The following is a 24128-nucleotide window of genomic DNA, read 5'->3' on the forward strand; positions in this document are numbered from 1 at the left end:
CCATCTCGCCAGCGTCGCCGACCGGCCGAGCCTACCTCGTACGGGCAAGCCTACGGACGGGTCTTGACGGGTGGCAGCCAGTCTGCGGATCTCGGGTGAACTTCCGATCGCGGGCTTGTAGCAGCCCTGTCCCGAACGGCCCCGGCCTCGGCGATCCGGTCATCCCGCCCGTCGGTGGACCTGCTTGCGCGAGCGCTTCTCGACGTACATCCGCTGGTCGGCGGATTGCAGGACCTCCTCGACGGACATGCCGCAGCTCGCCCAGCTGATGCCGAAACTCGCGCCGACACGGACGGCCCTGCCGTCCACCCGGATCGGCGGAATGATCGCGTTCCGCAGCCGCACCGCGAGGTCGGCGGCGTCCGCCGAGCCGAGGCCGTCCGCGAGGACGACGAATTCGTCACCGCCGAGCCGGGCCACGGTGTCGCCGTCCCGCACTCCGGTGGTGAGCCGGCGCGCGACCTCGATGAGGACCTCGTCGCCGGTGTTGTGGCCGAAGCGGTCGTTGATGGACTTGAAGCCGTCGAGGTCGCAGAAGAGGACCGCGAGCCCCTTCGTGCCGTCGTCCGCCGCGCCCTCGCCGGGCGCGACGAGGTGGACATGGCCGTCGAAGCCGCCGGAGCCGGGCGGCGGCATCCCACCGCCACCGGCGCCTACGCCGCCGCGACGGCCCGCGCTCTCCTCGTACCCGTCGTGGGTGGAGTACCCGTCGCCGGGGCCGCCGGTGGCCGCGTATCCCTCGCCGCCGCCACGGCCGTCGTACGCGTCGTAACCGGGCTCGTACAGGACGGTGCCCTCGTACCCCCCGTACGCCGCGTCCAGGGCCTCGACGGCGGTCTCCCGGACGCCGAACGGGCGCGAACAGAGCCGAGAGCTGAGGCGGGAGCGTAGCTCCGCGCTGTTGGGCAGGCCGGTGAGGGAGTCGTGCGAGGCCCGGTGGGCGAGCTGGAGTTCGCGGCTCTTGCGCTCCTCGATGTCCTCGACGTGGGTGAGGAGGAAGCGCGGGCCGTCCGCCGTGTCCGCCACGACGGAGTTGCGCAGCGAGACCCAGACGTACGTGCCGTCCCGCCGCCCGAGGCGCAGCTCGGCGCGGCCCCCCTCGGCGGAGGTGCGCAGCAGCGTGCCGATGTCCTCGGGGTGGACGAGGTCGGAGAAGGAGTGGCGGCGCATCGCGGAGGCGGGGCGGCCCAGGAGGCGGCAGAGCGCGTCGTTGGTGCGCAGCAGCCGGCCGTGCTGGTCGCCGCCCATCTCGGCGATGGCCATGCCGCTGGGCGCGTACTCGAACGCCTGGCGGAAGGATTCCTCGCTGGCCCGGAGCGCCTGCTGCTCGCGCTCCAGGCGGACGAGGGCGCGCTGCATGTTTGCTCGGAGGCGGGCGTTACTGATCGCAATGGCCGCCTGGGACGCGTACATCTGGAGCGCTTCCTGCCCCCAGGGTCCCGGCCGCCGGCCCCCGCGCGGCCGGTCGACGGATATCACGCCGAGCAGCTCGCCCCCGCGCCCGGCGGCGTGCGCCGGCGGATCCTTGCGCGCGGCCGAGTACATCGGGGCGTAGAGGCGGTCGGCGGGGTGCCATTCGTCCTCGAAGCGGGGCTCGGGACCTTCGGTATACCACTGGGGTACGTCGTCCTCCAGCAGCACCCAGCCCTCGGTGTGCGGTATGAACCGCAGGTCACCCCAGGTCTCCCCCATGGCGAGCCGGCGCTCCCAGGAGGAACGGGAGCCGACCCGGCCGGTGATCAGAGCCTCGGCGGCGGCGCTCCCCGCGAAGGCGGCGACGACGAGATCGCCGTCGGCCTGGACGACATTCACACAGGCGAGTTCATAGCCGAGCCCCGTGACGACGCCGTCGGCGACGGTCTGCAGGGTGTCCGCCAGACTGCGTGCGGTGTTGAGCTCTGCGACGGCTTCGTGCAACTGCCGCAGGGTCGCAAGACGGACGTACGGCTCCGACTCGGTCTCCATTGCTCGCTCTCCCCGAGACCTCGACAGCAACTCCAGGATTCTCATCGGCGCTTGTGTGGCACTGTCCCCGCCACTGAATCACAGCGAGCTGTTCGCCAGGTACACAGGGTCAACAATTACCTCTCTCTGTGTCTCAAGTCACACGGCCCGGGGAGGGGTGGAATGCCTGATGGAAGCGCTCCCGCGCCTTTGCGGAAGACAAGTCCCGGCCCTGGGGGAGCCGAGCGGAGCGTGACAGGGAAGGCGGTCCGGCACTGCACGGGAACCGGCTCCGGGACGGTACGGAACGCGGGTCCCGGCACGGTGCGGAACATGGTCCGGCGGCGGTGTACATGCGGAACACGGTCCCGGCGCGGTCCTAGGACCTGGCTGGTCCCCTGGTCCGATGCGGGCGCGGGACCGCCGAGACTAGCGTCTGCCTCGTGTCCCAGACGAGTCCCGCACCCCGCACCGAAGCCGTCCCCCATGCTGAGGGGGTGAGCAACGACGAGTTCCGCGCGGCCCTCGCCCGGCTGGCCGCGGGCGTGGTGCTGGTGACGGCGCACGAGCCCGCCCTGACCGCGGACGGCCCGCGCGGCGAGGACGCCGGCATGACGGCGACGGCCTTCCTCTCGGTCTCGCTGGACCCGCCGCTGGTCCTGGTCAGCGTCCGCAACGGCTCCCGGATGGACGACCTGCTCGCCGAACAGCCGCTGTGGGCCGCGTCCTTGCTCTCCGAGAACCAGCGGCACATCGCGGGCCGGTTCTCGATGAAGGGGCGGATCAGCGACCGGCTCCTCTTCCAGGACCTCCCGTACCGGCGGGGCGAGGTGAGCGGCGCGCCGCTGGTGGCGGGGGCGCTGGCGACGCTGGAGTGCCGTACGGAACAGCGGGTCGAGGCGGGTGACCACACACTGGTGATCGGGCGGGTGCTGACGGCGGATCTGACCGCCGGGGACGGCGGCCCGCTGACGTACTTCAAGGGCCGCTACCGCCAGTTGGGCCAGGGCTGACCGCAGCGGGCCGTCCCACGCCCCCGCACCCGTCCGGCCTTGTCCGGCCCCGTCCAGCCTTGTCCGGCCCTGTCCGCGCCCCTACCAGTCGCGGCCGGTACGACCGCGCTTCGTCTGGGCGCGCTGCTTCTTCTCGCGCAGCCTGCGCTCGTTGATCCCGCGCGGGATCTTCGTCTTGCGGCGGGGGCGCGGCGGCGGGGCCGTCGCCTCGGCGAGCAGGGCGGCGAGCCGTACGGACGCCGTCTCGCGGTTGCGCCACTGGGAGCGGTGCTCCGACGCTCGTACGGTGAGCACGCCACCCACCAGCCGGTTCGCCAGCCGCTCCAGCGCGCGCTCCTTCCAGACCGGCGGCAGTGCCTCCGTCCCGGCGAGGTCGAAGCGCAGCTCCACCTGCGAGTCGCTGGTGTTGACGTGCTGGCCGCCGGGCCCCGACGAGCGCGAGAAACGCCACATCAGCTCGGCCTCCGGCAGGGAGACCGAACCACGTATGACATGAGGAGGCCCGGACATGTCCCCATGGTGGCCTGCCGGCACCCCTCGCGTCACTTCCTTAAACGGTGCCGCCGTCACCCTCCTCGGTAAAGAAAGTAAAGGGGGGCGGAACCTCCGGGACCTCTGCCCGCGTTATGCCGGATGACGGTAGCTTCGGGGCCGACTCGAAGCCCGCACACGACAACGAAAGGGACATCCCATGGCTGTAAGCCTGTCCAAGGGCGGCAACGTCTCACTCACCAAGGAGGCGCCCGGCCTCACCGCCGTCACGGTCGGCCTCGGCTGGGACGTCCGCACGACCACGGGTACGGACTTCGACCTCGACGCCTCGGCGATCGCGGTGAACGACGGCGGGAAGGTCTTCTCGGACGGTCACTTCGTCTTCTTCAACAACAAGGCGACGCCGGACCAGACGATCGTCCACACCGGTGACAACCGGACGGGTGAGGGCGACGGCGACGACGAGGCGATCAACGTCAACCTGGCGGGCCTGCCGGCGGACATCACCAAGATCGTCTTCCCGGTCTCGATCTACGACGCCGAGACCCGCAGCCAGAACTTCGGCCAGGTGCGCAACGCGTACATCCGCATCGTGAACCAGGCCGGCGGCGCGGAGATCGCCCGCTACGACCTGAGCGAGGACGCGGCCACGGAGACGGCGATGGTCTTCGGCGAGCTGTACCGCAACGGCGCGGAGTGGAAGTTCCGCGCGGTCGGCCAGGGGTACGCCTCGGGCCTGGTGGGCATCGCGACGGACTTCGGCGTCAACCTCTGATCATCCGCCGCTGATCACCGGCGGTCCGACGCAGGGCCCCGGCTCCGGCCGGGGCCCTGCGCGGTAAGCGGTCCGGTACCGCGCGTACAGCCAGGCGCGCGGACCGCCGCGGTCAGAACTCGCCGGTATCGAGCTCGAACCCAAGAGGCTCGGGCAGCGGAATGGTTTCGGAGATCTTGTACGGGACCTTCCGCCGGTAGTCCTCGCCGAAGGGGGCTGTGCACAGCACGGCCTGATCCACTTCCCTGTCGATCAGGAGATACACGGGGATGCCGGCGCGGGCATAACCCCGGATCTTCCGCACCCGGTCGTTCTCCCCCGTCAAACGCGAGGTCACCTCCGCGACCAGCAGCGCGGGGGCCGGATCGTGGTACTCCAGTTCATCCGCGAAGCTCCCCTTCGGCGCGACCACCAGATCGGGAACGATCCTGCCGCTGACCGAGGCGCCCGGGACGAACAGCCCGATGCCGGTGTAACGGCCCAGGTCCTTACGATGATCACGGACCTGGCCGCCAAGTTCCGAAATGATTTCTTCGTGCTCGCCGTTGGCTGGTGGCGTCACGCGGATCTCCCCTTCGATCAATTCCACGCGCCACCCCTCGGGGGCAACCGCGCTGAACACGTCGAAGGCCGCTTCTACCGCCATGGCCGGGACCCTTCCCTTGAGCCTGTCGAGCAGACGCTTGTAGTCACGCGTGTCGTCCTCGGTTTCGTACGACTCGTATTCCGGAACAGGCAGTGCCACGGCGGACCTCCTTCGCACACGGAGCGACACTGCCAGCGTAGGGCGCGGCCCCGGCAAAGAAACCGAAGCGCTTCACTCGAACGTGTAAGCGGTGACGTTTCTCCAGGCCAGAGCGGTGCGGGCCGCACGACGGCCTTTCATGGATCGGAGGTTCGTTCGGGCGTGGGACCATCGGGGCGTGCTCGACATCGGCTACTCCCTCTCCCGGCGCTTCCCGGATCCCCCGCAGACCGACTACCGCCGCGCGGAGGTCAAGGAGCTGCGGCACGATCTGTTCTGCGGGGACGTCTATCTCGCCGACACCTCCGCCGACCGTGAGGTGTCCACCGCGTGGGGCTGGGTGCCCGTGCTCGACTTCGCCTGGGCCCTGTGCGACATCGTCGAGCGGATCGACCAGGACCCGCGCGGCAGCCGTTCCGCCACCCCGCAGTACGCCGAGCTGGACTTCACGGAGTCGGCGGACCGGATGTTCTTCCGGCGGCGCTTCGGGTGGGTCGACATCGAGGCCGACTGGATGCACGGCGACGAGCCGCCGCTCACCTTCAGCCACCGGCTGCTGCGCCGGGAGGCGCGCGACTTCCTGCACGACCTGATCGCGGACCTCACCGATCTGCACGACGGACTGGCCGACAACCCGGCCGTCTGGGACCTCCAGAGCCGCTTCCCCCGCTGCTGAACCGGGCTCGGTCGCCGCAGCCACCACGGCCGCCACAGGGCCGTCGCACAGTCGTCACACAGCCCACTCATGGTTCCGGGCGTGCCCATGCGTACATCGCGCCTCCCGGGGCAGATGCTGTCTGCCGGGGCACTGCCAGGGACGCGGGCGACCGCATCCTCCCCCCACCCGAATGGCGTGCCACTGGAGTAGCGCGTGGGCCTCGGCCTCTCCCCCCAGGTCGGGGCCCATGGCGTTTCCCGGCGGCCGCGCGCTGCCCGGCCGCCGGGCTACCGGGCCGGACCGGTCAGTCCTCCACCCGTACACCGATCTGCGCCGCGAACGCCGGTGCGAGATGCAGCAGTTGCGCCGAGCTGATCACCGCTCCCGCGAGCCGGTCCAGCCCCCGGGCGATGTCCAGCTCGGCGACGGTCCGCAGATCGACGTCCTTCATCCGGACCCCGCTCAGATCGGCCCTCCGGAGCACACAGTCCCGGAACTCCACCCGCTCCAGCTCCGCTCCCCCGAAGTCCGGCTCGGCCAGCACACACCCCTCGAACACCACGTCCTTCAACCGGGCCTTGCGCAGATTCAGGTAGTCGATCTTCCCGCCCCTGATCAGCACCCGCTCCAGCGTCGCCCCGTGCAACTGCGTGCCGCCCAGCCGCGCGTCCACCACCTCCACATCGCGCAGGGACGCCCCCGAGAGGTCCGTACCCACACCCCGGACACCCGACAGGACACAGTCGACGAACCGCGCCCGCGCCAGCCCCGTCTCGTCCAGCGCGCACTCCCGCAGCGCGCAGTCGATGAACCGCCCGCCCGGTCCGTCCTGCCCGCCCAGGTCCAGGCCCTGGAACTCCAGGCCGTCGTAATCCCCGTCCGGCTCCAGATCACCGCCGTACGGGCTCAGCGGCGGGAGCCGCACCTCTGCCCGCCGCGCCGCAGCCGTCCCGCTCTTCGCCGTCTTCCTCGCCATGCCCCCATGGTGGCCCACGGCACTGACAACGCCCCCGATGTCACATCCGACAGGCCATCTCACGTCACCTGGGTGAGCGTGCCGCGCGGCACGCGATCACGCGAACGAGGGAGAGAGACCACCATGGGCAGCAGCCCCAGCCCGAGCACCGGCCGGAGCCCGAGCACCGACTTCGGCCCGAGCACCGGCATCACCGTCGTCGGCGGCGGACTCGCCGGGCTCACCGCCGCCATCACCGCCGCCGAGGCGGGCGCCCGCGTCACCCTCCACGAGGCCCATCGCACCCTCGGCGGCCGGGCCAGAACCGCCGAAGGCCCGTACGCGGCCAACGAAGGACCGCACGCCCTCTACCGGCGCGGGCCCCACTGGCACTGGCTCAAGCAGCGCGGGCTGCTCGGCCCCCTGGCCAACCCGCCCCTGCGCGAGGCCGCCCGCTTCCGCTTCCACCACGGCGGCGCGCTGCGCCGTATCCCGCCCGCCGGTCTGTTCGCCCTCGCCCGCCGCAGCGCCGAACGGGCCCCCACCGACGTGGACTTCCTCACCTGGGCCACCGAGCGGGCCGGCCCCGCCACCGCCCGCGCCGCCGCGCACTACGTCGCCGTGGCCCTCTTCCACCACGACCCGGGCTCGCTCTCCGCCGCCTTCGTCCAGGAGCGGCTGCGGCGCGCCGCCGCGCTGCCGCCGGAGGCCACGTACCCGGCCGGCGGATGGGGCGGGCTCACCGCGCGGATGGCCGGACACGCCCGGAACCTGGGCGTACGGATCGAGACCTCCACCCGGGTCGACACCCTGCCCGACGGCCCCGTCGTCGTGGCGACGTCCCTGGACGCGGCCCGGCGCCTCCTGAAGGACGACGGGCTGCGCTGGCCCGGCGGGCGTACGGTCCTGCTCGACCTGGCGCTCCGTACCCGCCGGGGCGACCCGTTCGTCGTCTCGGACCTGGACGCCCCGGGGTGGCTCGAACGGTTCACCGCGCAGGACCCGTCCCTCGCCCCGGCCGGCGAACAGCTCGTCCAGGGGCAGATCCCGATCGGCCCCGGCACGCCCCGGGCCGAAGGGCTCGCCCGCGCCGAGCACCTGCTCGACCTCGGGTTCCCCGGCTGGCGTGAACGCACCGTCTGGCGGCGCGAGGCGCTGGCCAACGGCCGTACGGGCGCGGTCGACCCGCCGGGCACCACCTGGCGGGACCGGCCCCGCATCGACCGGGGCGGGACCGGCGTCTTCCTCGCGGGGGACCAGGTGGCGGCGCCGGGAGTCCTCTCGGAGGTGGCATTCACCAGCGGGATCACGGCGGCGTCGCTGGCGCTCAAGGCGCTCGCCAGGATTTCCGCCGGCGGCGCTTGACCTCAAGGTAACTTGAGGTCGGAGGCTGGGTGTCACCCGGGCCGCCCGTACGCGCGCCCGCCCACCCGACCCCAGGGAGCCCGCCATGCACGCCGTCCGCCTCCACGCCTTCGGCCCGGCCGAGAACCTGACGTACGAGCACACCGAGGACCCCGTCCCGGCCCCCGGCCAGGTCCGTGTCGCCGTCGCCGCCGCCGGGGTCCATGTCCTCGACACCGCGCTGCGCCAGGGCATGACGGGCCCGTACCCCGCCCCCGTCGAACTGCCCACGATCCCCGGCCGGGAGGTCGCCGGAACGGTCGAGTCACTCGGCGAGGGTACGGACCCGGGCTGGCTCGGCAAGCGGGTCGTGGCACACCTGGGAATGGTCCCGGGCGGATACGCGGAACTCGCCGTCACCGACGCCGCCCGGCTCCACGAGATCCCCGCCGGGCTGGACGAGGCCGAGGCCGTCGCGATGATCGGCACGGGCCGTACGACGCTGGGCATCCTCCAGTTCACCCGGCTCGGCCCGGAGGACATCGCCGTCGTACCGGCCGCCGCCGGCGGGATCGGCACGCTGCTCGTGCAGTACGCGAAGAACGCGGGCGCCGCCGTCATCGGCCTGGCGGGCGGCCCGGTCAAGGTCGCCCGCACCGCCGCGAACGGCGCGGACCTCGCCGTCGACTACACGCTCCCCGACTGGCCCGAACAGGTCCGCGCCCACCTCCGCGACCGTCTCGGCGGCCGGGGTGCCACCGTCGTCTTCGACTCGGTCGGCGGCGCGACGGGCCGCGCGGCGGTGGACCTGCTCGCGGAGGGCGGGCTGCATCTCGTCTTCGGCTGGTCGGGGGAAGGGCTGCTCGACGGCTCGCCGCTCACCTTCACGGAGGAGGAGCTGGCGGAGCGCGGCATCACCTCCGAGTCCGTACTGGGCCCGGTGATGATCCAGAAGGCGGGCGGCGACCTCCGCGTACTGGAGGAACGCGCCCTCGCGGAGGCGGCGGCGGGCCGGCTGCGCCCGGCCGTACAGCGCTTCCGGCTGGCGGACGCGGCGCGGGCACACGGCGCGCTGGAGACGCGCGGGACGATGGGGAAGGTGATCCTGGAGCCGTAGTGCCCCCGGCGTCCTTGCGATCCACGGCACCAACGGCGACATCAGCCGCTGACGCGGCGGGCGCTCCCTGATCCAGCTGATCCGAACGACAGACCCTAGCCCGCGAGGAACGGCCCCAGTACCGCGGCGAGTTCGGCAGGCGCGTCCAGTGCGATGAGGTGGGCGGCGGTGGCGAACTCGACCAGAGTGGCGCCGGGGATCTCCGTCGCGTACCGGTGGCCGATATCCCGGAAGTCGGCGACGTCGAGCCCGCCGATCCCCACCAGCGTGGGGGCGGTGATGGCGGCGATGCCCTCGGTCGCGGCGCCCTGGGAGTGTTCCTCCACCGCGGTCTGGTTCACGAGCGATGTCCGCAGCGGGCCGCGGAGTTGGCCGGCCAGTCCGGCGGCCACGTCGTCCCAGCCGCGGGCGGGCCCGCGCAACCACATGTCGAGGTTCACACGAATCGCGGCGTCCAGGTCGCCCGCGGCCAGGGCCGCGGTCTCGGCCTCGTCGTACGCGACCATGTCCGCGGACCAGTCGTACCCCGGCCAGGGCGCGGCGAGCAGTGCCAGGGAGTGCACCCGGCCCGGGTGGGTGAGCGCGAAGTCCACGGCCACGCGGCCACCCCAGGACGCGCCCACGAGCCGGACCTGTTCGTGGCCCAGGTGGTCCAGGAGACGGCGCAGATCGTCGCTCTCGCTGAACGGTCCGGTCGGGGGTGCGGACTCACCGAAGCCGCGCAGGTCGTACCGGACGACCGTGTGCCGTTCCGCCAGGGCGGGCACGATCGCGTCCCACATGCGGTGATCGGCGACGCCCGCGTGCACGAGTACGACGGGCGGTCCTTCGCCGGTGACGACGTAGGAAAGGTGGCCGGGATCGTCGGCGAGTATGCGCATCCGCAGATGCTCGCACGGGGGTCAAGGGCGGAGCGCGGCGACATCGACGGACGGCCCGCAGCATTCCCGCCGTACGAGAGGCGGGCGGGCCGGATCCGTGGTCTCCTGTCCAGAGATTGTCCGATCTTGCCATGGATCATCCGGATACTTGTGCGGAGAACCGCGCAGAGATCCCACGCGGCGCCGCTGCGGAGCCACTGCGAGGGAAGTACGCGATGAGCGACCCGCCGACACCCGGCGCCCCGGACGGCTCAGGGCCCGGCATCCCGGACGGCTCGGGCGCCCGGGCCGGCTCGGAGGCCGACGTCCCTGCCGGCTCAGGGTCCGGCGCCCCGGCCGGCTCAGGGTCCGCCGCCCCGGCCGGTACCTCCGACACCGACCCCGAGGCCCATCGCTGGTGGGGGCTCGCCGTCATTGCGATGGCGCAGCTCATGGTCGTGCTCGACGCCACCATCGTGAACATCGCCCTGCCCTCCGCCCAGCGCGAGCTGGGGCTCACCAACGGCAACCGGCAGTGGGTGATCACCGCCTACACCCTCGCCTTCGGCGGGCTGCTGCTGCTCGGCGGCCGGATCGCCGACCGCGTCGGACGCAAGCGCACCTTCATCATCGGCCTCATCGGTTTCGCCGCCGCCTCCGCACTCGGCGGCGCCGCGCAGGGTCCCTCCATGCTCTTCGCCGCCCGCGCCCTCCAGGGCACGTTCGCGGCGATCCTCGCGCCCTCCGCGCTCTCCCTGCTCACCACCACCTTCCGCGACGGCAGGGAGCGCGCGAAGGCGTTCGGGATCTACAGCGCCATCGCGGGCGGCGGAGCCGCCATCGGGCTGCTGCTCGGCGGCGTACTCACCGAGTTCCTGTCCTGGCGCTGGTGCCTGTACGTGAACGTCCCCGTCGCCGTGCTCGCCGTGACCGGCGCGTTCACCCTGCTCCACGACCGGGCCGGGCACAAGGAGTCGCGCCTCGACATCCCGGGCGTCCTCCTCGGCTGCGGCGGGCTCGTCGCCCTCGTCTACGGCTTCAGCGAGGCCGAGTCCTCCGGCTGGTCGTCCCCTCTCGTCCTCGGTCTGCTCTGCGGCGCGGTCACGCTCCTCGTCGCCTTCGCCCGGTGGCAGACGCGCGCGCCGAGCCCGCTGCTGCCGCCGCACATCATCCGGGACCGCAACCGGGGCGGCTCCGTCCTCACCATGTGCCTGACGACGATCGGCATGTTCGGGCTGTTCCTGTTCCTGACGTTCTTCCTGCAGAACATCCTCGGCTACTCGCCGCTCAGGACCGGCCTGGCCTTCCTGCCGATGTGCGCGATGATCATCATCGGCTCGACGCAGATCGCCGCCCGGCTGCTGCACTTCGTACCGCCGCGCCTGCTCATGGGGCCCGGGCTGCTGCTCGCGGCGGGCGGGCTGTTCACGCTCACCTTCATCGACACGCGCTCCAGCTACGCGGCCCACATCCTGCCCGGCACGCTGATGCTCGGCCTCGGCATGGGGCTGACCTTCCTGCCCGTCATGTCGGTCGCCACGTCCGGGGTGGCGGCGAAGGACGCGGGGGTGACCTCCGCGACCGTCAACACGGCGCAGCAGGTCGGCGGCTCCATCGGTACGTCGCTGCTCAACACGGTCGCGACGACCAGCACCACCGCCTATCTGACGGGCCGCCTCGCGGCGGCGGCGCGCACCGGCGGGCTCACCCCGGCGCAGCGGTCCGCACTCGTGGACACGGGCACGGTCCACGGCTTCACCGTCGCCATCGGCTGGGCGGCGCTGATCCTGGTGGCGGCGGCGATCCTCGCGATGACGCTGGTCACCGCGGACTCACCGCGCCGGCGGGAGCGGAGCGCGGGCCCCGCCCCGGCCGTCGCCCCGGGTCGCGGGTGAGTCAGCCGCGCCCCAGCGCGGCCAGCGCCCCGTCCGTCAGCCGGAACACCGTCCAGCCGTCCTGCGGGCGCGCCCCCAGGGACCGGTAGAAGGCGATCGACGGCTCGTTCCAGTCGAGGACCGACCACTCCAGGCGCTCGTAGCCGCGCTCCACGCAGATCCGGGCCAGCTCCGCGAGCAGCGCCTTGCCGTGGCCGCCGCCCCGGCGGTCGGGGCGTACGTACAGGTCCTCCAGGTGGATGCCGTGCACCCCGCGCCAGGTGGAGAAGTTCAGGAACCAGAGCGCGAACCCGACCGGCTCGCCGTCCGCCGTCTCCGCGAGGTGCGCGAAGGCCGCGGGGCGCTCCCCGAAGAGCGCCTCGTGGAGCTGTTCCTCGGTCGCGCGCGCCTCGTGCGGGACCTTCTCGTACTCCGCGAGCTCCCGGATCATCGCGTGGATCACCGGTATGTCGGCGGGTGTGGCGGTACGGATCATGTGCCCAGCCTGCCCTCTCCCCCGGTCAGCGCGCCAGCAGCGCCCGGCCGATGGACACCTGCACGGGATCGAACTCCCGGTCCCCCTCCCGCAGCCGCCACAGCAGGTTCTGGAGGACACGCCCCAGCGTCCAGGCCCTGGCGGCGCCCCGGTCCAGGCCCAGCGTCTCCGTCAGCAGGTCGAAGCGCCACAGGGTGTCGTCCGGGTCGAAGCGGTTGCTGAGCGCGGGCATCAGCTCGAACCCCGGGTCGCCCGCCAGGGGCTTCGGGTCGATCGCCAGCCAGGGTTCCCGGTCCGCCGCGATGATGTTCCCGAAGTGCAGGTCCCAGTGGAGCAGCCGGTCGCCGGGCGCGTCCGCGACCTCCCGTACCGCCGCCGCGCAGTCCAGCACCAGCCGCCGGTCGGGACCGGCCGGCAGGGTCGCCGCCCGCGCGGGCGTCTCGTCGAGCATCCGCGCGGCGATGTCCCCGAGGCGGCGCAGCTCCGGCGGGGCGGGCGCCGCGCTCAGCCGCGCCAGCAGCCCGGCGAGGACCGGCATGGCCGCCCGCGGTGCCGGCGTTCCGAGGTCGCGGGTGGACAGCCGCTCCAGCAGCAGGGCGCCCGTCGTACGGTCGTACCGCAGCAGCCGTACGGCGCCGTCGCCGCCCCAGGCGCGCAGCGCCACCGGCTCGCCGGCCGTCTCGTCGTCCACCGCCTGGAGTTTGAGCATCGCGGGCGCGCCGTCTGTGTCCTCGACATCCTCCACCGGCAGAACCAGCGCGCATCTGCCGCTCAGCGAGGGGCCGTCGACCCGCAGCCGCCAGCGCGCCAGCAGTTCGGCGGCCATACCGGGCAGGGCGGCGACGAACGCCCGGCCCTCGGGGCCGTGCCACCTCGACTGCGCTTCCGCGAACTCCTCCGGGATGTCGATCACGGCTCCGATCCTAGAGCCGTGGGTGAATCGCCCCATGCGCCGTTTTCTCAAGGCCTGGGCCAGGATCCGCGGCTGGATCACGAGTGCTCCCGGCACGTATCTCTGGCTGGCCGCGCTCTTCGTCACGACGGTCGCGCTGCACCAGATGTCGCCGGATTTCGAGGAGGACTTCCTGCGGCAGCGCTCGACCAACATCCACGAGCTGTCCACCGACCCGGTCCGGGTCCTCATCGCCAGCGCGTTCTGGATCGACGGCGGTACGTGGCTCCCGTACGCCGTGCTCTACACGGTGTTCCACGCCCCGGCCGAGCGGTGGCTCGGCACGCTGCGCTGGCTCGCGGTCGTCGTCCTCGCCCATGCCGGCGCCTCGCTGATCAGCGAGGGGGTCCTCGGCTGGGCCGTCCGCCACGGGCACGCGCCGCCATCGGCGGTCAACACCCTGGACGTCGGAGTGAGTTACGCGCTCGCCGGGGTGACCGGCGTTCTCGTGTACCGGATTCCCCGGCCCTGGCACCTGCCGTATCTCGCCGTGGTCCTGATCTTCTTCGGCACGCCGCTGTTCGTCGGGCCCTCCTTCACCGATCTGGGCCACTTCGCGGCCGTGCTCATCGGTCTCGCGTGCTACCCGCTGACGCGGGTGGCGGGCCGGCCCGCCGCCTTCCGCCTGGCCGGCCGGTCCGGCGGCCGGCGGACCGGGTGCCCGGCCGGGGGCCGGCGCGGGTGCCGCGCCGGGCGCCGGATCAGGAGGCGCCGGACCGGCCGACGGTGAACGTGGCTCCGGGCTCCGCGTGCTCGACCGGCCCGGCGAACCGGGCGGCGGCGCGCGTCACCGCCTGCCGCGGGGTGAGGAAGCGGCCGACGTGCGTGACGATCAGTCGGCCCGCGCCGGCCGCGGTCGCGGTGTCGCCGGCGTCCTCCGGGGTGTGGTGCACCGCGGCACCGTCGGCCGGCGGCCGGTCGCTGTCGGCCTCGCAGAGCAGCACGTCGCACCCGGCGGCGAGGCGGGTGAGGGCCGCGCACGGCGCCGTGTCGCCGGAGTAGACCAACGAGGTCCCGCCGCCCCGCGCCGTCTCCTCCCCCGCCGACGCCCCCGTCTCCTCTCGCGTCCCTTCCCCGGTCCCTTCCCCGGTCTCCGTCTCGATCCGGACGGCGAACGCCGGGATGCCGTGCGACACCGCCCCGGTCGTCAGGGTGAGCCCGCCGACCACCGCACGGTGGCCGTCGTACAGCTCGTGGACGGCGAAGGCGGACTCGACGGGACTGCGCTCCGCACCGTTGGTGAGGAAGTGGGCCAGCCGGTCGGCGATGCCCGGCGGGCCGAACAACGGTATGGGCGCGGCGAGTTGGATGTCCGCGAAGAGCGCACCGTAGTAGGCGGTGAGCAGGTCGGCGCTGTGGTCGGCGTGCAGATGCGAGATCCAGATCGCGTCCAGCTCGTCCAGCCGTACGTGCCGCTGCAACGGCGCCAGCGTCCCCGTACCGGCGTCCATCCACACCCGGGTGGTACCGCTGGACACCAGATAGCCGGAGCACGGGTTGTCCACGCTCGGGTACGGTGTCGCGCTGCCCAGGACGGTGAGGCGGAGAGGCCCGTCGCTGCTCATCACACGATTCCAGGAAGGGCCGCAAGCGCGCCCCCCTCGATGAGCGGTACGTGACCAACGGACCGGCCCTGAACTGGTCATGACGGTCCGACTACGCTGGTCCCGTGGTTCCCGGACGATGGAGTGTGAGCATGAGCGCTGGTCGGACAGCGGTGGTTCAGCAGGCGGCGCCGGTACGGGCCGGGCACCGGCTGGAGATCGCCCGCGCCGCCACCGAACTGTTCACGGCCAAGGGGGTCGAACACACCTCCCTCGCCGACATCGCCGACTCGGCCGGCATCCCGACGAGCACGCTGTGGAGCCACTTCACCTCCAAGGAGGAGTGTGTCGCGCCCCTCTACTCCTTCGGTACGGAGCGGATCGCCCGGCGGCTCGACACCTGGCCGCCGGACCACCCCCTCATCGACGCCTTCGACGCCTTCGACGGCGAGGACTGGCTGACACCGCCCGGCGGCAACGGTGAGGCGACCCTGCTCGCCGTCCTCGACGCGCTGCGGCTGACCCGCGACGAACCCGGGCTGCACGCGGTGTGGATACGTGAGAGCTTCGCCGCGCTGCCGCTCGTCGCCGGCGCCCTCGCCGCCCGCTCGGGCCGCGGGGAACCGGGGCTGGACGCCACCGTGCAGGCGGGCATGCTGCTCTCCGCGCTCCAGCTCGCGCTCCGGGCGTACGCCTGGACGCCCCCGGAGGCGCGCCATGTCGACCTCGTGGAAACCCTCCTGGAAGCGGTGCGGGTAGCGATGCGCGGCCTGCCCGCCTGACGATCCGACTGACATTCGGCCGATCTGCTGGCTGCGCCCCTTTCCTGTCGCTACGGTGCCTGGCATGGACTCCAAGGACGAACGATCCGCCGAGGACTGGCCGCTCCCTCCCTCCTGGATGTGGGGCTGCACGGAGTGCACCGTGCTCTACAAGGCGATGAAACGGGCTCCCGAGGTGGTGGACGCGGCGCGCGCGGCGGGCGAACCGGGCATCGACTACGACCCCATGGACACCGTGGTGACCACGCAGATCCGGCTCGCGCGGCACATCGCCACCGACCACGCCCAGGATGTCCCGGCCGTGGACGAGAGCTGCGACCGGTGCGTGTCGGACATCAGAGCCAAGCAGTTCCCCGCCGTACTCATGCTGGAGCACCGGGCCCGCCATCTCTTCGCGCCACCGAGCATCGCCGGCCTGATCTGACGACCGCGGCCAACTCAAGGCCTTCCGGCGACCGGCAACCGGCCGGTGGCGTACGGCGACCGGTCACCGGAAGGCGGCGGCGTTCTCCTCGGCCCACTGCCGGAACGTCCTGGCGGGGGCGCCGGTGATCCGTACGACGGTGTCGCGCACCTTCAGCAGCTCGTCGTTGACGTCGCCGCCCGTGACGTCGAGCACCGCGTCCGCGGCCTCGTCGCCGAAGAGGGCGGCCAGCCGGCGGTGCGCCTCCCGCCGGCCGGTCTCCACGCACGGCACGTCCCGCCCCAGGGCCGCCGCGATGGCCCCGACCTGCTGCCGGGCCGAGACCGGCGCCGGCCCGGTCAGCTCGTACGTACGCCCGTGATGCCCCGGGCCGGTCAGCGCCACGCGGGCCACCGACGCGATGTCCGCCGGGTGGACGGTGGGGAGGCCGGTGTCCGCGTAGGGCACGCGGACCGTTCCGCGGGCGCGGACGGTGTCCGCCCACAGCAGGGCGTTCGAGGCGAACTGCGTCGGCCGCAGGATCGTCCACGCCATGCCGCTCTCCTTGAGCGAGCGCTCGACGGCCAGGTTCTCCCGGGCGGGGCCCAGGTGCGGGTGGGTCAGGGCGGTGATGGACGACACCAGCACCACCTGTTCCACACCCGCCGCCCGGGCCGCCGCGAGGATCTCCGCGTCCGCCCCGGCCCGCGGCACGACGCGCGACACGAGGAAGAGCGCGCGCACCCCCACCAGCGCGGGCCCCAGCGACGGCGCCCGGGCGAGGTCGCCGCCGACCGCCTCGACGCCGTACGGGATCCCGCTCCCGGCACGGGCCCGTTCGGGATCACGGGTGAGCGCGCGCACCGGCCCCGCGCCCGCCGCCCGGAGCTGCCGGAGGAGGGCGCCGCCGACGTTTCCGGTGGCGCCGGTCACGAGGATCATGAGGTTGCTCCTGTCGTCGGGCGGTGTTCGGTACGCCACGAACGTAGAACCTCGACCAAACTTCAGGTCAAGGAGTCCCAGGCACCTCGGCCCTCACTCCCCACAGCCTTCGGCCCGGCGTCACTTCGTCGCGCCGGAGACCTCCGCCGGCTCGGCCGCCCCGGCGGCCGATCCCGCCGCCGGGGCGGCCGCACGGTGGCGCGGGAGGAAGAGGCAGAGGGCGAAGGCGAGGAGGGCCGCGCCACCGCCGATCGCCATGACCACCTTGAAGCCGTCCTCGGAGGGGAGCGCGGTGGTGCCGAGGGTGATGGTCATCTGGGCGAGGACGACACCGGCGACGGCACTGGCGACCGACGTACCGATGGACCGCATCAGGGAGTTGAGGCTGTTCGCGGCGGCCGTCTCGGACGGCGGCACGGCGCCCATGATCAGGGCCGGCATGGCGCCGTACGCGAAGCCGATACCGGCGCCGATGACACAGGAGGCCAGGATGAGGTGCCACACCTCGGACATCAGCAGGATGTTGAGGCCGTAGCCGGCGGCGACGATGAGGGCGCCGATCATCAGGGTGACCTTCGGCCCCTTGCTCTTGGAGATGCCGGCGGACAGCGGGGCCATCGCCATCATCACCAGGCCCTGCGGGGCGAGGACCAGACCGGTGTAGAGCATCGACTTGCCCAGGCCGTAGCCGGTGACCTCGGGGAGCTGGAGGACCTGCGGCATGACCAGGGACATGGCGAACATCGAGAAACCGAGCGCCACCGAGGCGAGGTTGGTGAAGAGCACCTGACGGCGGGCGGTGGTACGGAGGTCCACCAGCGGCTCAGCGGTACGCAGTTCGAAGAAGCCCCACGCCACCAGGACGACGACCGCGAAGGCGAACAGACCGAGGACGGTGCCGCTGGTCCACCCCCAGTCGCCGCCCTTGGAGATGCCCAGCAGCAGGGCGACCAGGCCGGCCGCCAGTCCGAGGGCGCCGAGCAGGTCGAAGCGTCCGCCGGTGCGCACCTCGGACTCGGGCACGAGCACCGCGACGAGTACGGCGGCGACGGCGCCGAGGGCCGCCGAGGTCCAGAACAGCACGTGCCAGTTGAACCGGTCGGCGATGAGCGCGGCCGAGGGCAGGCCGAGCGCGCCGCCCACCCCGAGCGAGGCGCTCATCAGCGCGGTCGCCCCGGCGAGCCGCTCGGCGGGCAGCACGTCCCGCATGATGCTGATGCCGAGCGGGATCACGGCGCCGGCCATGCCCTGGAGCACCCGTCCGACGATCATCGGGACCAGGGTCTCGCTCAGCGCGCAGACGACCGATCCGGTCACCAGCAGGGCGACGCTGACCAGCAGCATGCGGCGCTTGCCGTACATGTCGCCGATGCGCCCGGCGACCGGGGTGGCGACGGCGGCGGCGAGCAGGGTGGCGGTGACCGCCCAGGCGGTGTCCGACGCCGGGGCGTCGAGGTACTTGGGGAGATTCGGGACGATCGGGATCACGAGCGTCTGCATCAGCGAGACGACGATTCCGGCGAAGGCCAGGACCGCCACCACGGCGTTCGCCCTCGGCGGGGCGGCGCCCCCGGGGACGGGTCGGGCAAGAGTGTCGGACATGGAAGTTTTCCTCCGCGGAAGTGATCGGTCGAAGAACCGTCGGACGGGACCCACCCGTCCTGCTTGACTCAGGCAACCATATTGCCATTGATTGACTTAAGCAACTTTACTTAACCGTGACCGACCCTCCGGCGGCCGCGGCGACGGCCGGAAATCGACACTCTTGCTTAACTCAGGCAAGTAGCTCTACGGTGGTCCCATGTCCACACCCCCACCCGCTGCGGAGCCTCCGGGCCACCCCGTACCGGCGGACCTGACGAACGAGATCGAGCGGGGCCTCACCCGCCTCACCTATCTGACCGGCCGGATCCGGCGGCACGAACACCTGAAGGCCGGGACCGGGCTGCCGCTCGACCGGGCCGCCGTGGCGATCCTGCGACACCTCGCCGCCGCCACCGAACCGCCGCGCCCCGGCACCCTCGCGGTCCGGCTCTCCGTGGAGGCGTCCCATGTCGCCCGGCAGCTACGCCACTTGGAGCAGGGCGGTTATGTGCTCCGCGCCCCCGACCCGGACGACCGCCGCGCGCAGCGCGTCCGGCTCACGGACGCCGGGCTGGCCGCGGTGGACCGCGTACGGGAGGTGAGCCGACGCAGCATGGCGGGGGCCCTGGCCGACTGGTCGCCGGAGGAACTGCGGCAGTTCGCCACCCTCTTCCGCCGGCTGGTCGACGACTTCACCGCCGGCTCCGAGGACCGCTCCGAGGACCGTGCCGATGCCCGGCCCTCCACCTGACGCCGGCACCACGCCCCGCACGGACCATCCCTCTCACCGACCCTCTCACCGGCCCTCCTCCCGGTCGCCTGACCGGCCCTCTTACACGAATGGCCTTGTCATGCAGAGCAGCCTCGAAGAGAAACCCTCGCCGCGCCGCGGTGCCGGGCAGCACGTCCTGGTCGTCGCGGACGACCCCGGCGTCAGCGAACTGCTCGCCACCACCATGGAGTTGGCGGGCTACCGGGTCGGCACCGCATACACCGGCGCGGAGGGGATGGTACGGCTCACACAGCACCGTTTCGATCTGGTCGTCTGGGACGCCACGCTGCCGGACCTGGCGGGGTTCGCGCGGGGTCGCCGTGTCGTACCGGCGGACCGCCCTCCGCTGCTCTTCCTGGCCGCGTGCGACGCGCTTCCCCGTCTCGCCCGCGAACTCAGCCCGGGGGCCGAGGACTACGTCACCAAGCCGGTACGGATCGCCGAGGTGCTGGCCAGGGCCGAGGCCCTGCTGGGCGCCCGCCGTCCCGACCGGTACGAGGGGCCGCCCTGCTACGGCGACCTGGTCCTGGACGACGCCACGTGCCGCGCCCGGCGCGGGCCCCGGCCGCTCGGCCTCACACCCGCCGAGTACCGGCTGCTGCACCATCTGATGGCCAACGCGGAGCGCGTCCTGTCGAAGGAACAGATCAGCCGGCACGTCTGGGGCGAGTTCCGGGCCGGACAGGCGATCGAGAAGCTCGTCTCGCGACTGCGGCAGAAGGTGGACCAGGAAGAGCCCGCGCTGGTGCACACACACCGGGGCTTCGGCTACTGGCTCGGCTGCCCCGGCCACTGAACCGGCTAGGGTCTCTCGTTTGGATCAGGCTGGATCAGGGAGCGGGGTCTGGTGCCGTGGATCGCAAGGCGGAGGAGGGAGCCATGGCGGAGCCCTGGCGACCGACGACAACGCGGCGAGGCGCGGTGCCAGGGCACGCGAGCCCAGCCTGATCCAAACGAGAGGCCCTAGTCCCGGCCATACACCGTATCCGCCCGCTCCGGGGTCGATATGATCCAGTGTTGACAATGGCTTTGGGCAGCTCACACCGGAGGTCAGCCCCATGTTTGACGCGCTGAAGGACCTGAAGGACAAGGCCACGGACCTCGCGAGCGAGCATGGCGAGGTGATCGGCAACGGACTGGAGAAAGTTGCCGACGTGATCGACGACAAGACCGACGGCAAGTACAGCGACCACCTCGACACCGGCGTCGACAAGGCGAAGGACTTCCTGGAAGGCCTCCAGGACAAGAAGTCCTCGGACTGACCCGCCCCGCGCGGCGGCGTCACACCGGGACCGCCGCGCACACCCGGCGGCCCCGGAGAACCCGGCCCCTCGTGGATCCGTAACCCCGTACCTCCCGTGCCCCTCACCCCCTGGTCCCTTGATTCCTCGGCGCGTTGACCCTTCCCCAGGAATTGCAAACTTCTGCAATTGCCTACATGCTGTACGGGCCGCGCGCCCCGCCGTGGGAGCGGTGCGGCCGGAGGGAGAGCGAGGGTTTCGTGGGGGTTCCGCTGTACCAGGCGAAGGCGGAGTTCTTCCGGATGCTGGGGCACCCGGTGCGCATCCGGGTGCTGGAACTCCTGCAGGACGGCCCGTTGCCCGTACGGGACCTGCTCGCCGCGATCGAGATCGAGCCCTCCGCGCTCTCCCAGCAACTGGCGGTGCTGCGCCGCTCCGGGATCGTCACCTCCAGCCGCGAGGGCCCGACCGTCGTCTACGAACTGGCGGGCGGAGACGTCGCGGAGCTGCTGCGGGCCGCGCGGCGGATCCTCACCGAGATGCTGGCCGGTCAGCACCAGCTCCTGGAGGAACTGCGGGAGGCGGAGGTCCGGTGACCCGCCGCATCGCCCCGCTGCCCCACCGCCACGTACTGACCCTGCCCGCCAGACCCGCGTCCGTACGCACGGCGCGCGAGACCACCCAGCAGCTCCTGGCCGAGTGGGGCATCAGCCCGCACCACCCCGCGGTCGACCCGGCCCTGCTGATCCTGAGCGAACTGGTCACGAACAGCGTCCGGCACGCCGCGTCCCACTCCCCCCACGTCACCGTCAGCTATGCGGCGGGCTACGACACCCTTGTCTTCGCCGTCCACGACCGCCACCCCTACCAGCCCACCCTCCGCACCACTCCCACCGGCACCACCGCGGGTGCGGCCACGGGCGGCGCGAGCACCGGGCTGGCCACCGTCGCCGAACTCACGTCGAGCCTCGCGGGCAGCGCGGTCGTACACCAGGACGGGGACGGCGGCGGCAAGAGCATCTGCATCACGCTCCCGCTCTAGACCCGGCCCATGGCCCTGGTCACGGTGATCTCGATGACCACCCGCTCCGGGTTGACGCGGGGCGGCTTGTAGCGCCGGGTGTAGCGCCGTTCCGCCTCGGCGACCGCCTCCGGGTCGCGGCTGACCACGGCGGTCCCTTCGAGCGTGGCCCATCGGGCTCCGTCGGCCTGGCTGACCGCGACGTACGCGTCCGGCCCGGCCGCGACGACGTTCCTGGCCTTCGCCGTCCCACCGCCGGTGATGACACGGGCGAGGCCCGCCTCCGGGTCGTAGGTGACGCCGACGGGCACCAGATGCGTCGTGCCGTCCGGCCGGCGCGTGGCGAGCAGGCACACGTGCCGCTCCTCCCAGAACGCGAGGAAGGCCGGGTCCGCGAGCAGGGCGGGTGGTGCCATGGTGGAGGTCCTCCGGGTGGAAGCATCGGTTCCGCGGCGGGTCGGCGGCCCCGTACACGCGATGCTACGTGCGGCCGGGGAGACGGAAGTGTCCGCATTCCGGGGCCGCCGCGTTTCATGCGCCGGTCCTCTCCACGCCCCCCGATGGTGTGCACACGACCGCTTTCCCGCGCTGCCGCCCCCGGGGCTGGAACAGCTGCGTCTCACCGCCAGGGGAGGCGAAGGGCTGGAGACCTGCTACGAACGGCTCGGATGGCGTGAGATCGGCCGCCGGCCCGAAGCCCTCCGGCTCGCACCCGACGACACCCGCGACGAGGTCCTCATGGTCCTCGCCCCGCTCTGATCACAGAGGCATGGGGCCGCGGCGTCCCGGCCGTGCCTGCTGCCGCGCACCGGGCCGCAGCAGACAGCTTTTCCCAGAATTCAACATGGTCGCCCGGCCACGACGGAGCCGAAACAATCCGAACGGCCGAACCCATAAACAGCCGAACCCACAAACAGAAGAGAGTGTGGACACGTGGCGACGACGACCAGATATGCGCCGGTATCTCCCCAGGTCCCACCAGCGCCGATTCCCGTACTGAACCGGCGGCCGCTGCTCGCCGTCTGTGCCGGGCTCGGTTCGGTACTGCTGGCCCTGTCGGCGCGGCACGGGTATCACGTCGACGAGCTGTACAACCGGGCGTCCAGGGAGCACCTCGCGTGGGGGTACGTCGACCAGCCCCCGCTGGTCTCGCTGATAGCCAGGGTGGAGACCACGTTATTCGGCGACACCCTGACCGCGCTGCGCGTGGTGCCGGCGCTGCTGGCCTGTGTGGTGGTGTGGGTGGCTGCCCTCACCGCGCGCGAACTCGGCGGCCGTGGCGGCGCCCAGCTCTTCGCCGCCGCCGCGACGAGCGCCTCGGTCGTCACGCTCAACGCGGGGCATGTGCTGACCACCAACATCCCCGACCTCGTCGTCTGGGTGACGGTGGGCTGGCTGGTGATCCGTCTGCTGCGCACCCACGAGACCCGGCTCTGGCTCGCCATCGGCGCGGTCACCGGTGTGGGCATGCTCGCCAAGAACCTCATCGTGCTGCTGCTCCTCGCCCTGCTCGTGGGCGTGCTGGCGATGGGGCCACGAGCGGTCCTGCGCGGTCGGCACCTGTGGGCGGGCGCCGCGCTCGCCGCGCTGATCTCGGCGCCGGCGGTGTGGTGGCAGATCGCGCACGACTGGCCCGCGTTGGAGATGAGCGCCGCGTTGAAGACGGCTCTGGGGGAGGACTCCCGGGTCGCCTTCGTTCCGTTCCAGGTGCTGATGATCGGCTTGTGCCTCACCCCGGTGTGGATCGCCGGACTGGTGGCCCTGTTGCGCCGCGCGCAGTGGCGGGCGTTCCGGTCGGTCGGCCTTGCTTATCCGTTCATGGCGGTGCTGCTGATCGCCATCGGTGGGAAGCCCGAGTACACCGGCGGTCTCCAGTTGGTGCTGCTGGCGGCGGGCTCCGTCGTGGTGGTGGAGTGGGCGAAGACCACCGTCCGCCGCTCGCTGGCCGGTACCGCCCTGGTGGGCAACGCGGTGATGTCGGCCGTGCTCATGCTGCCGGTGCTGCCGATCGCGGTGTACGGGTCGAACCCGGTGCTGAAGGAGCTGGGGGTCTTCCAGCTCGACCAGGCGGCCTGGCCCCGGCTGGCCGAGCAGGTCGCCACCGTCAACCGGTCGCTGTCCCCGCAGGATCGCGCGCACGCCGTCATCTATGCCAACCACTACGGACTGGCGGGTGCCCTGGACCGATACGGACCGGAGCACGGTCTGCCGCCCGTCTACAGTGGTCAGAATTCCTACGCCGACTTCGGCAGGCCCGCCGACGACACCGACGTGGTCATCGCGGTCGGCGTGAACCGTAGGACGTTCGGCGCCCTGTTCACGAGTTGTGAGCCCAGCGGCACGTTCAGGACCGACCTGCCCGTCGCCGACCAGGACTCCGAGTTCCTGGTGTGCCGCGGTCCCCGCGAACCGTGGTCACAGCTGTGGCCCCGGCTCACCTGGATCGGCTTCCAGTGCCCGTACACGGCCGAAGCCATCACCGCCAAGAGCGAAAAAGGTTGCTCGCTGACGTGAGCGTGAGGGCTCCGAAGGGAGCCCTCACGACGCCCGGCCGCGCATCTGCCGCCCGCCGCCGCACCGCCACCGCCGCCTGGCAGGCCATCCTGGTCGTCGA

Annotated in this window: 26 protein-coding genes and 1 pseudogene; 16 read left to right on the forward strand and 11 right to left on the reverse strand. The window is 72.2% G+C overall.

The features are described from left to right. Positions 1-159: 159 nt before the first annotated feature. A complete protein-coding gene (gene cdgB / locus AB0P17_RS29205) occupies positions 160-1965 on the reverse strand; it encodes a diguanylate cyclase CdgB (RefSeq protein WP_365815291.1) in 1806 nt (601 codons plus the stop codon). Positions 1966-2387: 422 nt separating this feature from the next. On the opposite strand from cdgB, the gene AB0P17_RS29210 reads away from it, so the two are divergent. Next, positions 2388-2957 carry a flavin reductase family protein gene (locus AB0P17_RS29210; RefSeq protein WP_365815293.1) on the forward strand — a complete coding sequence of 190 codons (570 nt, stop codon included), beginning with the start codon at positions 2388-2390 and terminating at the stop codon, positions 2955-2957. A gap of 81 nt (positions 2958-3038) precedes the next feature. Here AB0P17_RS29210 and arfB read toward each other — a convergent pair whose 3' ends face one another. Beyond that, positions 3039-3467, reverse strand: coding sequence for an alternative ribosome rescue aminoacyl-tRNA hydrolase ArfB (gene arfB / locus AB0P17_RS29215; protein WP_365815295.1), 429 nt, complete (start codon positions 3465-3467; stop codon positions 3039-3041). 181 nt (positions 3468-3648) lie between these two features. On the opposite strand from arfB, the gene AB0P17_RS29220 reads away from it, so the two are divergent. Further along, complete coding sequence (locus AB0P17_RS29220) at positions 3649-4224, forward strand: TerD family protein (RefSeq protein WP_365815297.1); 576 nt, start codon at positions 3649-3651, stop codon at positions 4222-4224. A 112-nt stretch (positions 4225-4336) separates the two neighbouring features. On the opposite strand, the gene AB0P17_RS29225 is transcribed toward AB0P17_RS29220, so the two are convergent. After that, complete coding sequence (locus tag AB0P17_RS29225; protein ID WP_365815299.1) at positions 4337-4969, reverse strand: Uma2 family endonuclease; 633 nt, start codon at positions 4967-4969, stop codon at positions 4337-4339. Between the two features lie 178 nt (positions 4970-5147). Between AB0P17_RS29225 and AB0P17_RS29230 the strand changes: the two genes are divergently transcribed. Continuing rightward, positions 5148-5645 carry a hypothetical protein gene (locus AB0P17_RS29230; RefSeq protein ID WP_365815301.1) on the forward strand — a complete coding sequence of 166 codons (498 nt, stop codon included), beginning with the start codon at positions 5148-5150 and terminating at the stop codon, positions 5643-5645. Positions 5646-5931: 286 nt separating this feature from the next. On the opposite strand, the gene AB0P17_RS29235 is transcribed toward AB0P17_RS29230, so the two are convergent. After that, positions 5932-6603 carry a pentapeptide repeat-containing protein gene (locus AB0P17_RS29235; protein WP_365815303.1) on the reverse strand — a complete coding sequence of 224 codons (672 nt, stop codon included), beginning with the start codon at positions 6601-6603 and terminating at the stop codon, positions 5932-5934. 123 nt (positions 6604-6726) lie between these two features. Between AB0P17_RS29235 and AB0P17_RS29240 the strand changes: the two genes are divergently transcribed. Further along, a complete protein-coding gene (locus AB0P17_RS29240; RefSeq protein ID WP_365815305.1) occupies positions 6727-7947 on the forward strand; it encodes an FAD-dependent oxidoreductase in 1221 nt (406 codons plus the stop codon). Between the two features lie 85 nt (positions 7948-8032). After that, positions 8033-9043, forward strand: a complete 1011-nt coding sequence (locus AB0P17_RS29245; RefSeq protein ID WP_365815307.1) for a zinc-binding dehydrogenase — start codon at positions 8033-8035, stop codon at positions 9041-9043. A 95-nt stretch (positions 9044-9138) separates the two neighbouring features. Here AB0P17_RS29245 and AB0P17_RS29250 read toward each other — a convergent pair whose 3' ends face one another. Beyond that, on the reverse strand, positions 9139-9924 hold the full coding sequence (locus AB0P17_RS29250) for an alpha/beta hydrolase (RefSeq protein WP_365815309.1): 786 nt from the start codon (positions 9922-9924) through the stop codon (positions 9139-9141). Between the two features lie 215 nt (positions 9925-10139). Here AB0P17_RS29250 and AB0P17_RS29255 point away from each other — a divergent pair, with 215 nt between their 5' ends. After that, entirely contained in the window at positions 10140-11798 is a 1659-nt protein-coding gene (locus AB0P17_RS29255) for an MFS transporter (RefSeq protein WP_365815311.1), read from the forward strand. Between the two features lies 1 nt (position 11799). Here the strand turns inward: AB0P17_RS29255 and AB0P17_RS29260 are convergent, their stop codons facing one another. Together AB0P17_RS29260 and AB0P17_RS29265 are read right to left on the reverse strand one after the other, a co-directional pair. Beyond that, positions 11800-12273, reverse strand: coding sequence for a GNAT family N-acetyltransferase (locus AB0P17_RS29260; RefSeq protein ID WP_365815313.1), 474 nt, complete (start codon positions 12271-12273; stop codon positions 11800-11802). Positions 12274-12298: 25 nt separating this feature from the next. Next, a complete protein-coding gene (locus AB0P17_RS29265; protein WP_365815315.1) occupies positions 12299-13186 on the reverse strand; it encodes an aminoglycoside phosphotransferase family protein in 888 nt (295 codons plus the stop codon). 34 nt (positions 13187-13220) lie between these two features. On the opposite strand from AB0P17_RS29265, the gene AB0P17_RS29270 reads away from it, so the two are divergent. Further along, positions 13221-13955: a rhomboid-like protein gene (locus AB0P17_RS29270; RefSeq protein WP_365815318.1), complete on the forward strand. Its 735-nt coding sequence runs from the start codon at positions 13221-13223 to the stop codon at positions 13953-13955. Here the strand turns inward: AB0P17_RS29270 and AB0P17_RS29275 are convergent. After that, positions 13927-14790 carry an MBL fold metallo-hydrolase gene (locus tag AB0P17_RS29275; protein ID WP_365815320.1) on the reverse strand — a complete coding sequence of 288 codons (864 nt, stop codon included), beginning with the start codon at positions 14788-14790 and terminating at the stop codon, positions 13927-13929. The genes AB0P17_RS29270 and AB0P17_RS29275 overlap by 29 nt on opposite strands. 131 nt (positions 14791-14921) lie before the next feature. On the opposite strand from AB0P17_RS29275, the gene AB0P17_RS29280 reads away from it, so the two are divergent. Further along, positions 14922-15551 carry a TetR/AcrR family transcriptional regulator gene (locus AB0P17_RS29280; RefSeq protein WP_365815322.1) on the forward strand — a complete coding sequence of 210 codons (630 nt, stop codon included), beginning with the start codon at positions 14922-14924 and terminating at the stop codon, positions 15549-15551. 64 nt (positions 15552-15615) lie between these two features. After that, complete coding sequence (locus tag AB0P17_RS29285) at positions 15616-15975, forward strand: hypothetical protein (protein ID WP_365815324.1); 360 nt, start codon at positions 15616-15618, stop codon at positions 15973-15975. A gap of 63 nt (positions 15976-16038) precedes the next feature. On the opposite strand, the gene AB0P17_RS29290 is transcribed toward AB0P17_RS29285, so the two are convergent. Together AB0P17_RS29290 and AB0P17_RS29295 are read right to left on the reverse strand one after the other, a co-directional pair. After that, entirely contained in the window at positions 16039-16896 is an 858-nt protein-coding gene (locus AB0P17_RS29290) for an NAD(P)H-binding protein (RefSeq protein ID WP_365815326.1), read from the reverse strand. A 120-nt stretch (positions 16897-17016) separates the two neighbouring features. Continuing rightward, positions 17017-18498: an MFS transporter gene (locus AB0P17_RS29295; RefSeq protein ID WP_365815328.1), complete on the reverse strand. Its 1482-nt coding sequence runs from the start codon at positions 18496-18498 to the stop codon at positions 17017-17019. 199 nt (positions 18499-18697) lie between these two features. On the opposite strand from AB0P17_RS29295, the gene AB0P17_RS29300 reads away from it, so the two are divergent. The 5 genes from AB0P17_RS29300 (at position 18698) to AB0P17_RS29320 (ending at position 21535) form a co-directional block, all read left to right on the forward strand. Beyond that, entirely contained in the window at positions 18698-19231 is a 534-nt protein-coding gene (locus tag AB0P17_RS29300; RefSeq protein ID WP_365815330.1) for a winged helix DNA-binding protein, read from the forward strand. A gap of 100 nt (positions 19232-19331) precedes the next feature. Beyond that, positions 19332-20048 (forward strand): response regulator transcription factor, encoded by a 717-nt coding sequence (locus tag AB0P17_RS29305; RefSeq protein ID WP_365815332.1) that lies wholly within the window; start codon positions 19332-19334, stop codon positions 20046-20048. A gap of 262 nt (positions 20049-20310) precedes the next feature. Then, positions 20311-20514, forward strand: coding sequence for an antitoxin (locus tag AB0P17_RS29310; RefSeq protein ID WP_365815334.1), 204 nt, complete (start codon positions 20311-20313; stop codon positions 20512-20514). Positions 20515-20753: 239 nt separating this feature from the next. Further along, positions 20754-21089 (forward strand): metalloregulator ArsR/SmtB family transcription factor, encoded by a 336-nt coding sequence (locus AB0P17_RS29315; RefSeq protein ID WP_365815349.1) that lies wholly within the window; start codon positions 20754-20756, stop codon positions 21087-21089. Next, entirely contained in the window at positions 21086-21535 is a 450-nt protein-coding gene (locus AB0P17_RS29320; protein ID WP_365815336.1) for an ATP-binding protein, read from the forward strand. Before AB0P17_RS29315 ends, AB0P17_RS29320 begins: the two co-directional genes overlap by 4 nt. On the opposite strand, the gene AB0P17_RS29325 is transcribed toward AB0P17_RS29320, so the two are convergent. Further along, the gene (locus AB0P17_RS29325) at positions 21532-21930 is read right to left on the reverse strand and encodes a TIGR03618 family F420-dependent PPOX class oxidoreductase (RefSeq protein ID WP_365815338.1); all 399 of its coding nucleotides are present in this window, start codon (positions 21928-21930) and stop codon (positions 21532-21534) included. The two genes, AB0P17_RS29320 and AB0P17_RS29325, sit on opposite strands and share 4 nt — an antisense overlap. Before the next feature lie 184 nt (positions 21931-22114). Between AB0P17_RS29325 and AB0P17_RS29330 the strand changes: the two are divergent. Together AB0P17_RS29330 and AB0P17_RS29335 are read left to right on the forward strand one after the other, a co-directional pair. Next, positions 22115-22273, forward strand: a pseudogene (locus tag AB0P17_RS29330) (GNAT family N-acetyltransferase); the annotation flags it as partial. Positions 22274-22447: 174 nt separating this feature from the next. Further along, complete coding sequence (locus AB0P17_RS29335) at positions 22448-24028, forward strand: glycosyltransferase family 39 protein (protein ID WP_365815340.1); 1581 nt, start codon at positions 22448-22450, stop codon at positions 24026-24028. Positions 24029-24128 lie beyond the last annotated feature (100 nt).

The organism is Streptomyces sp. NPDC088124 (assembly GCF_040685895.1).
In the GTDB taxonomy this organism is placed as follows: Bacteria; Actinomycetota; Actinomycetes; order Streptomycetales; family Streptomycetaceae; genus Streptomyces.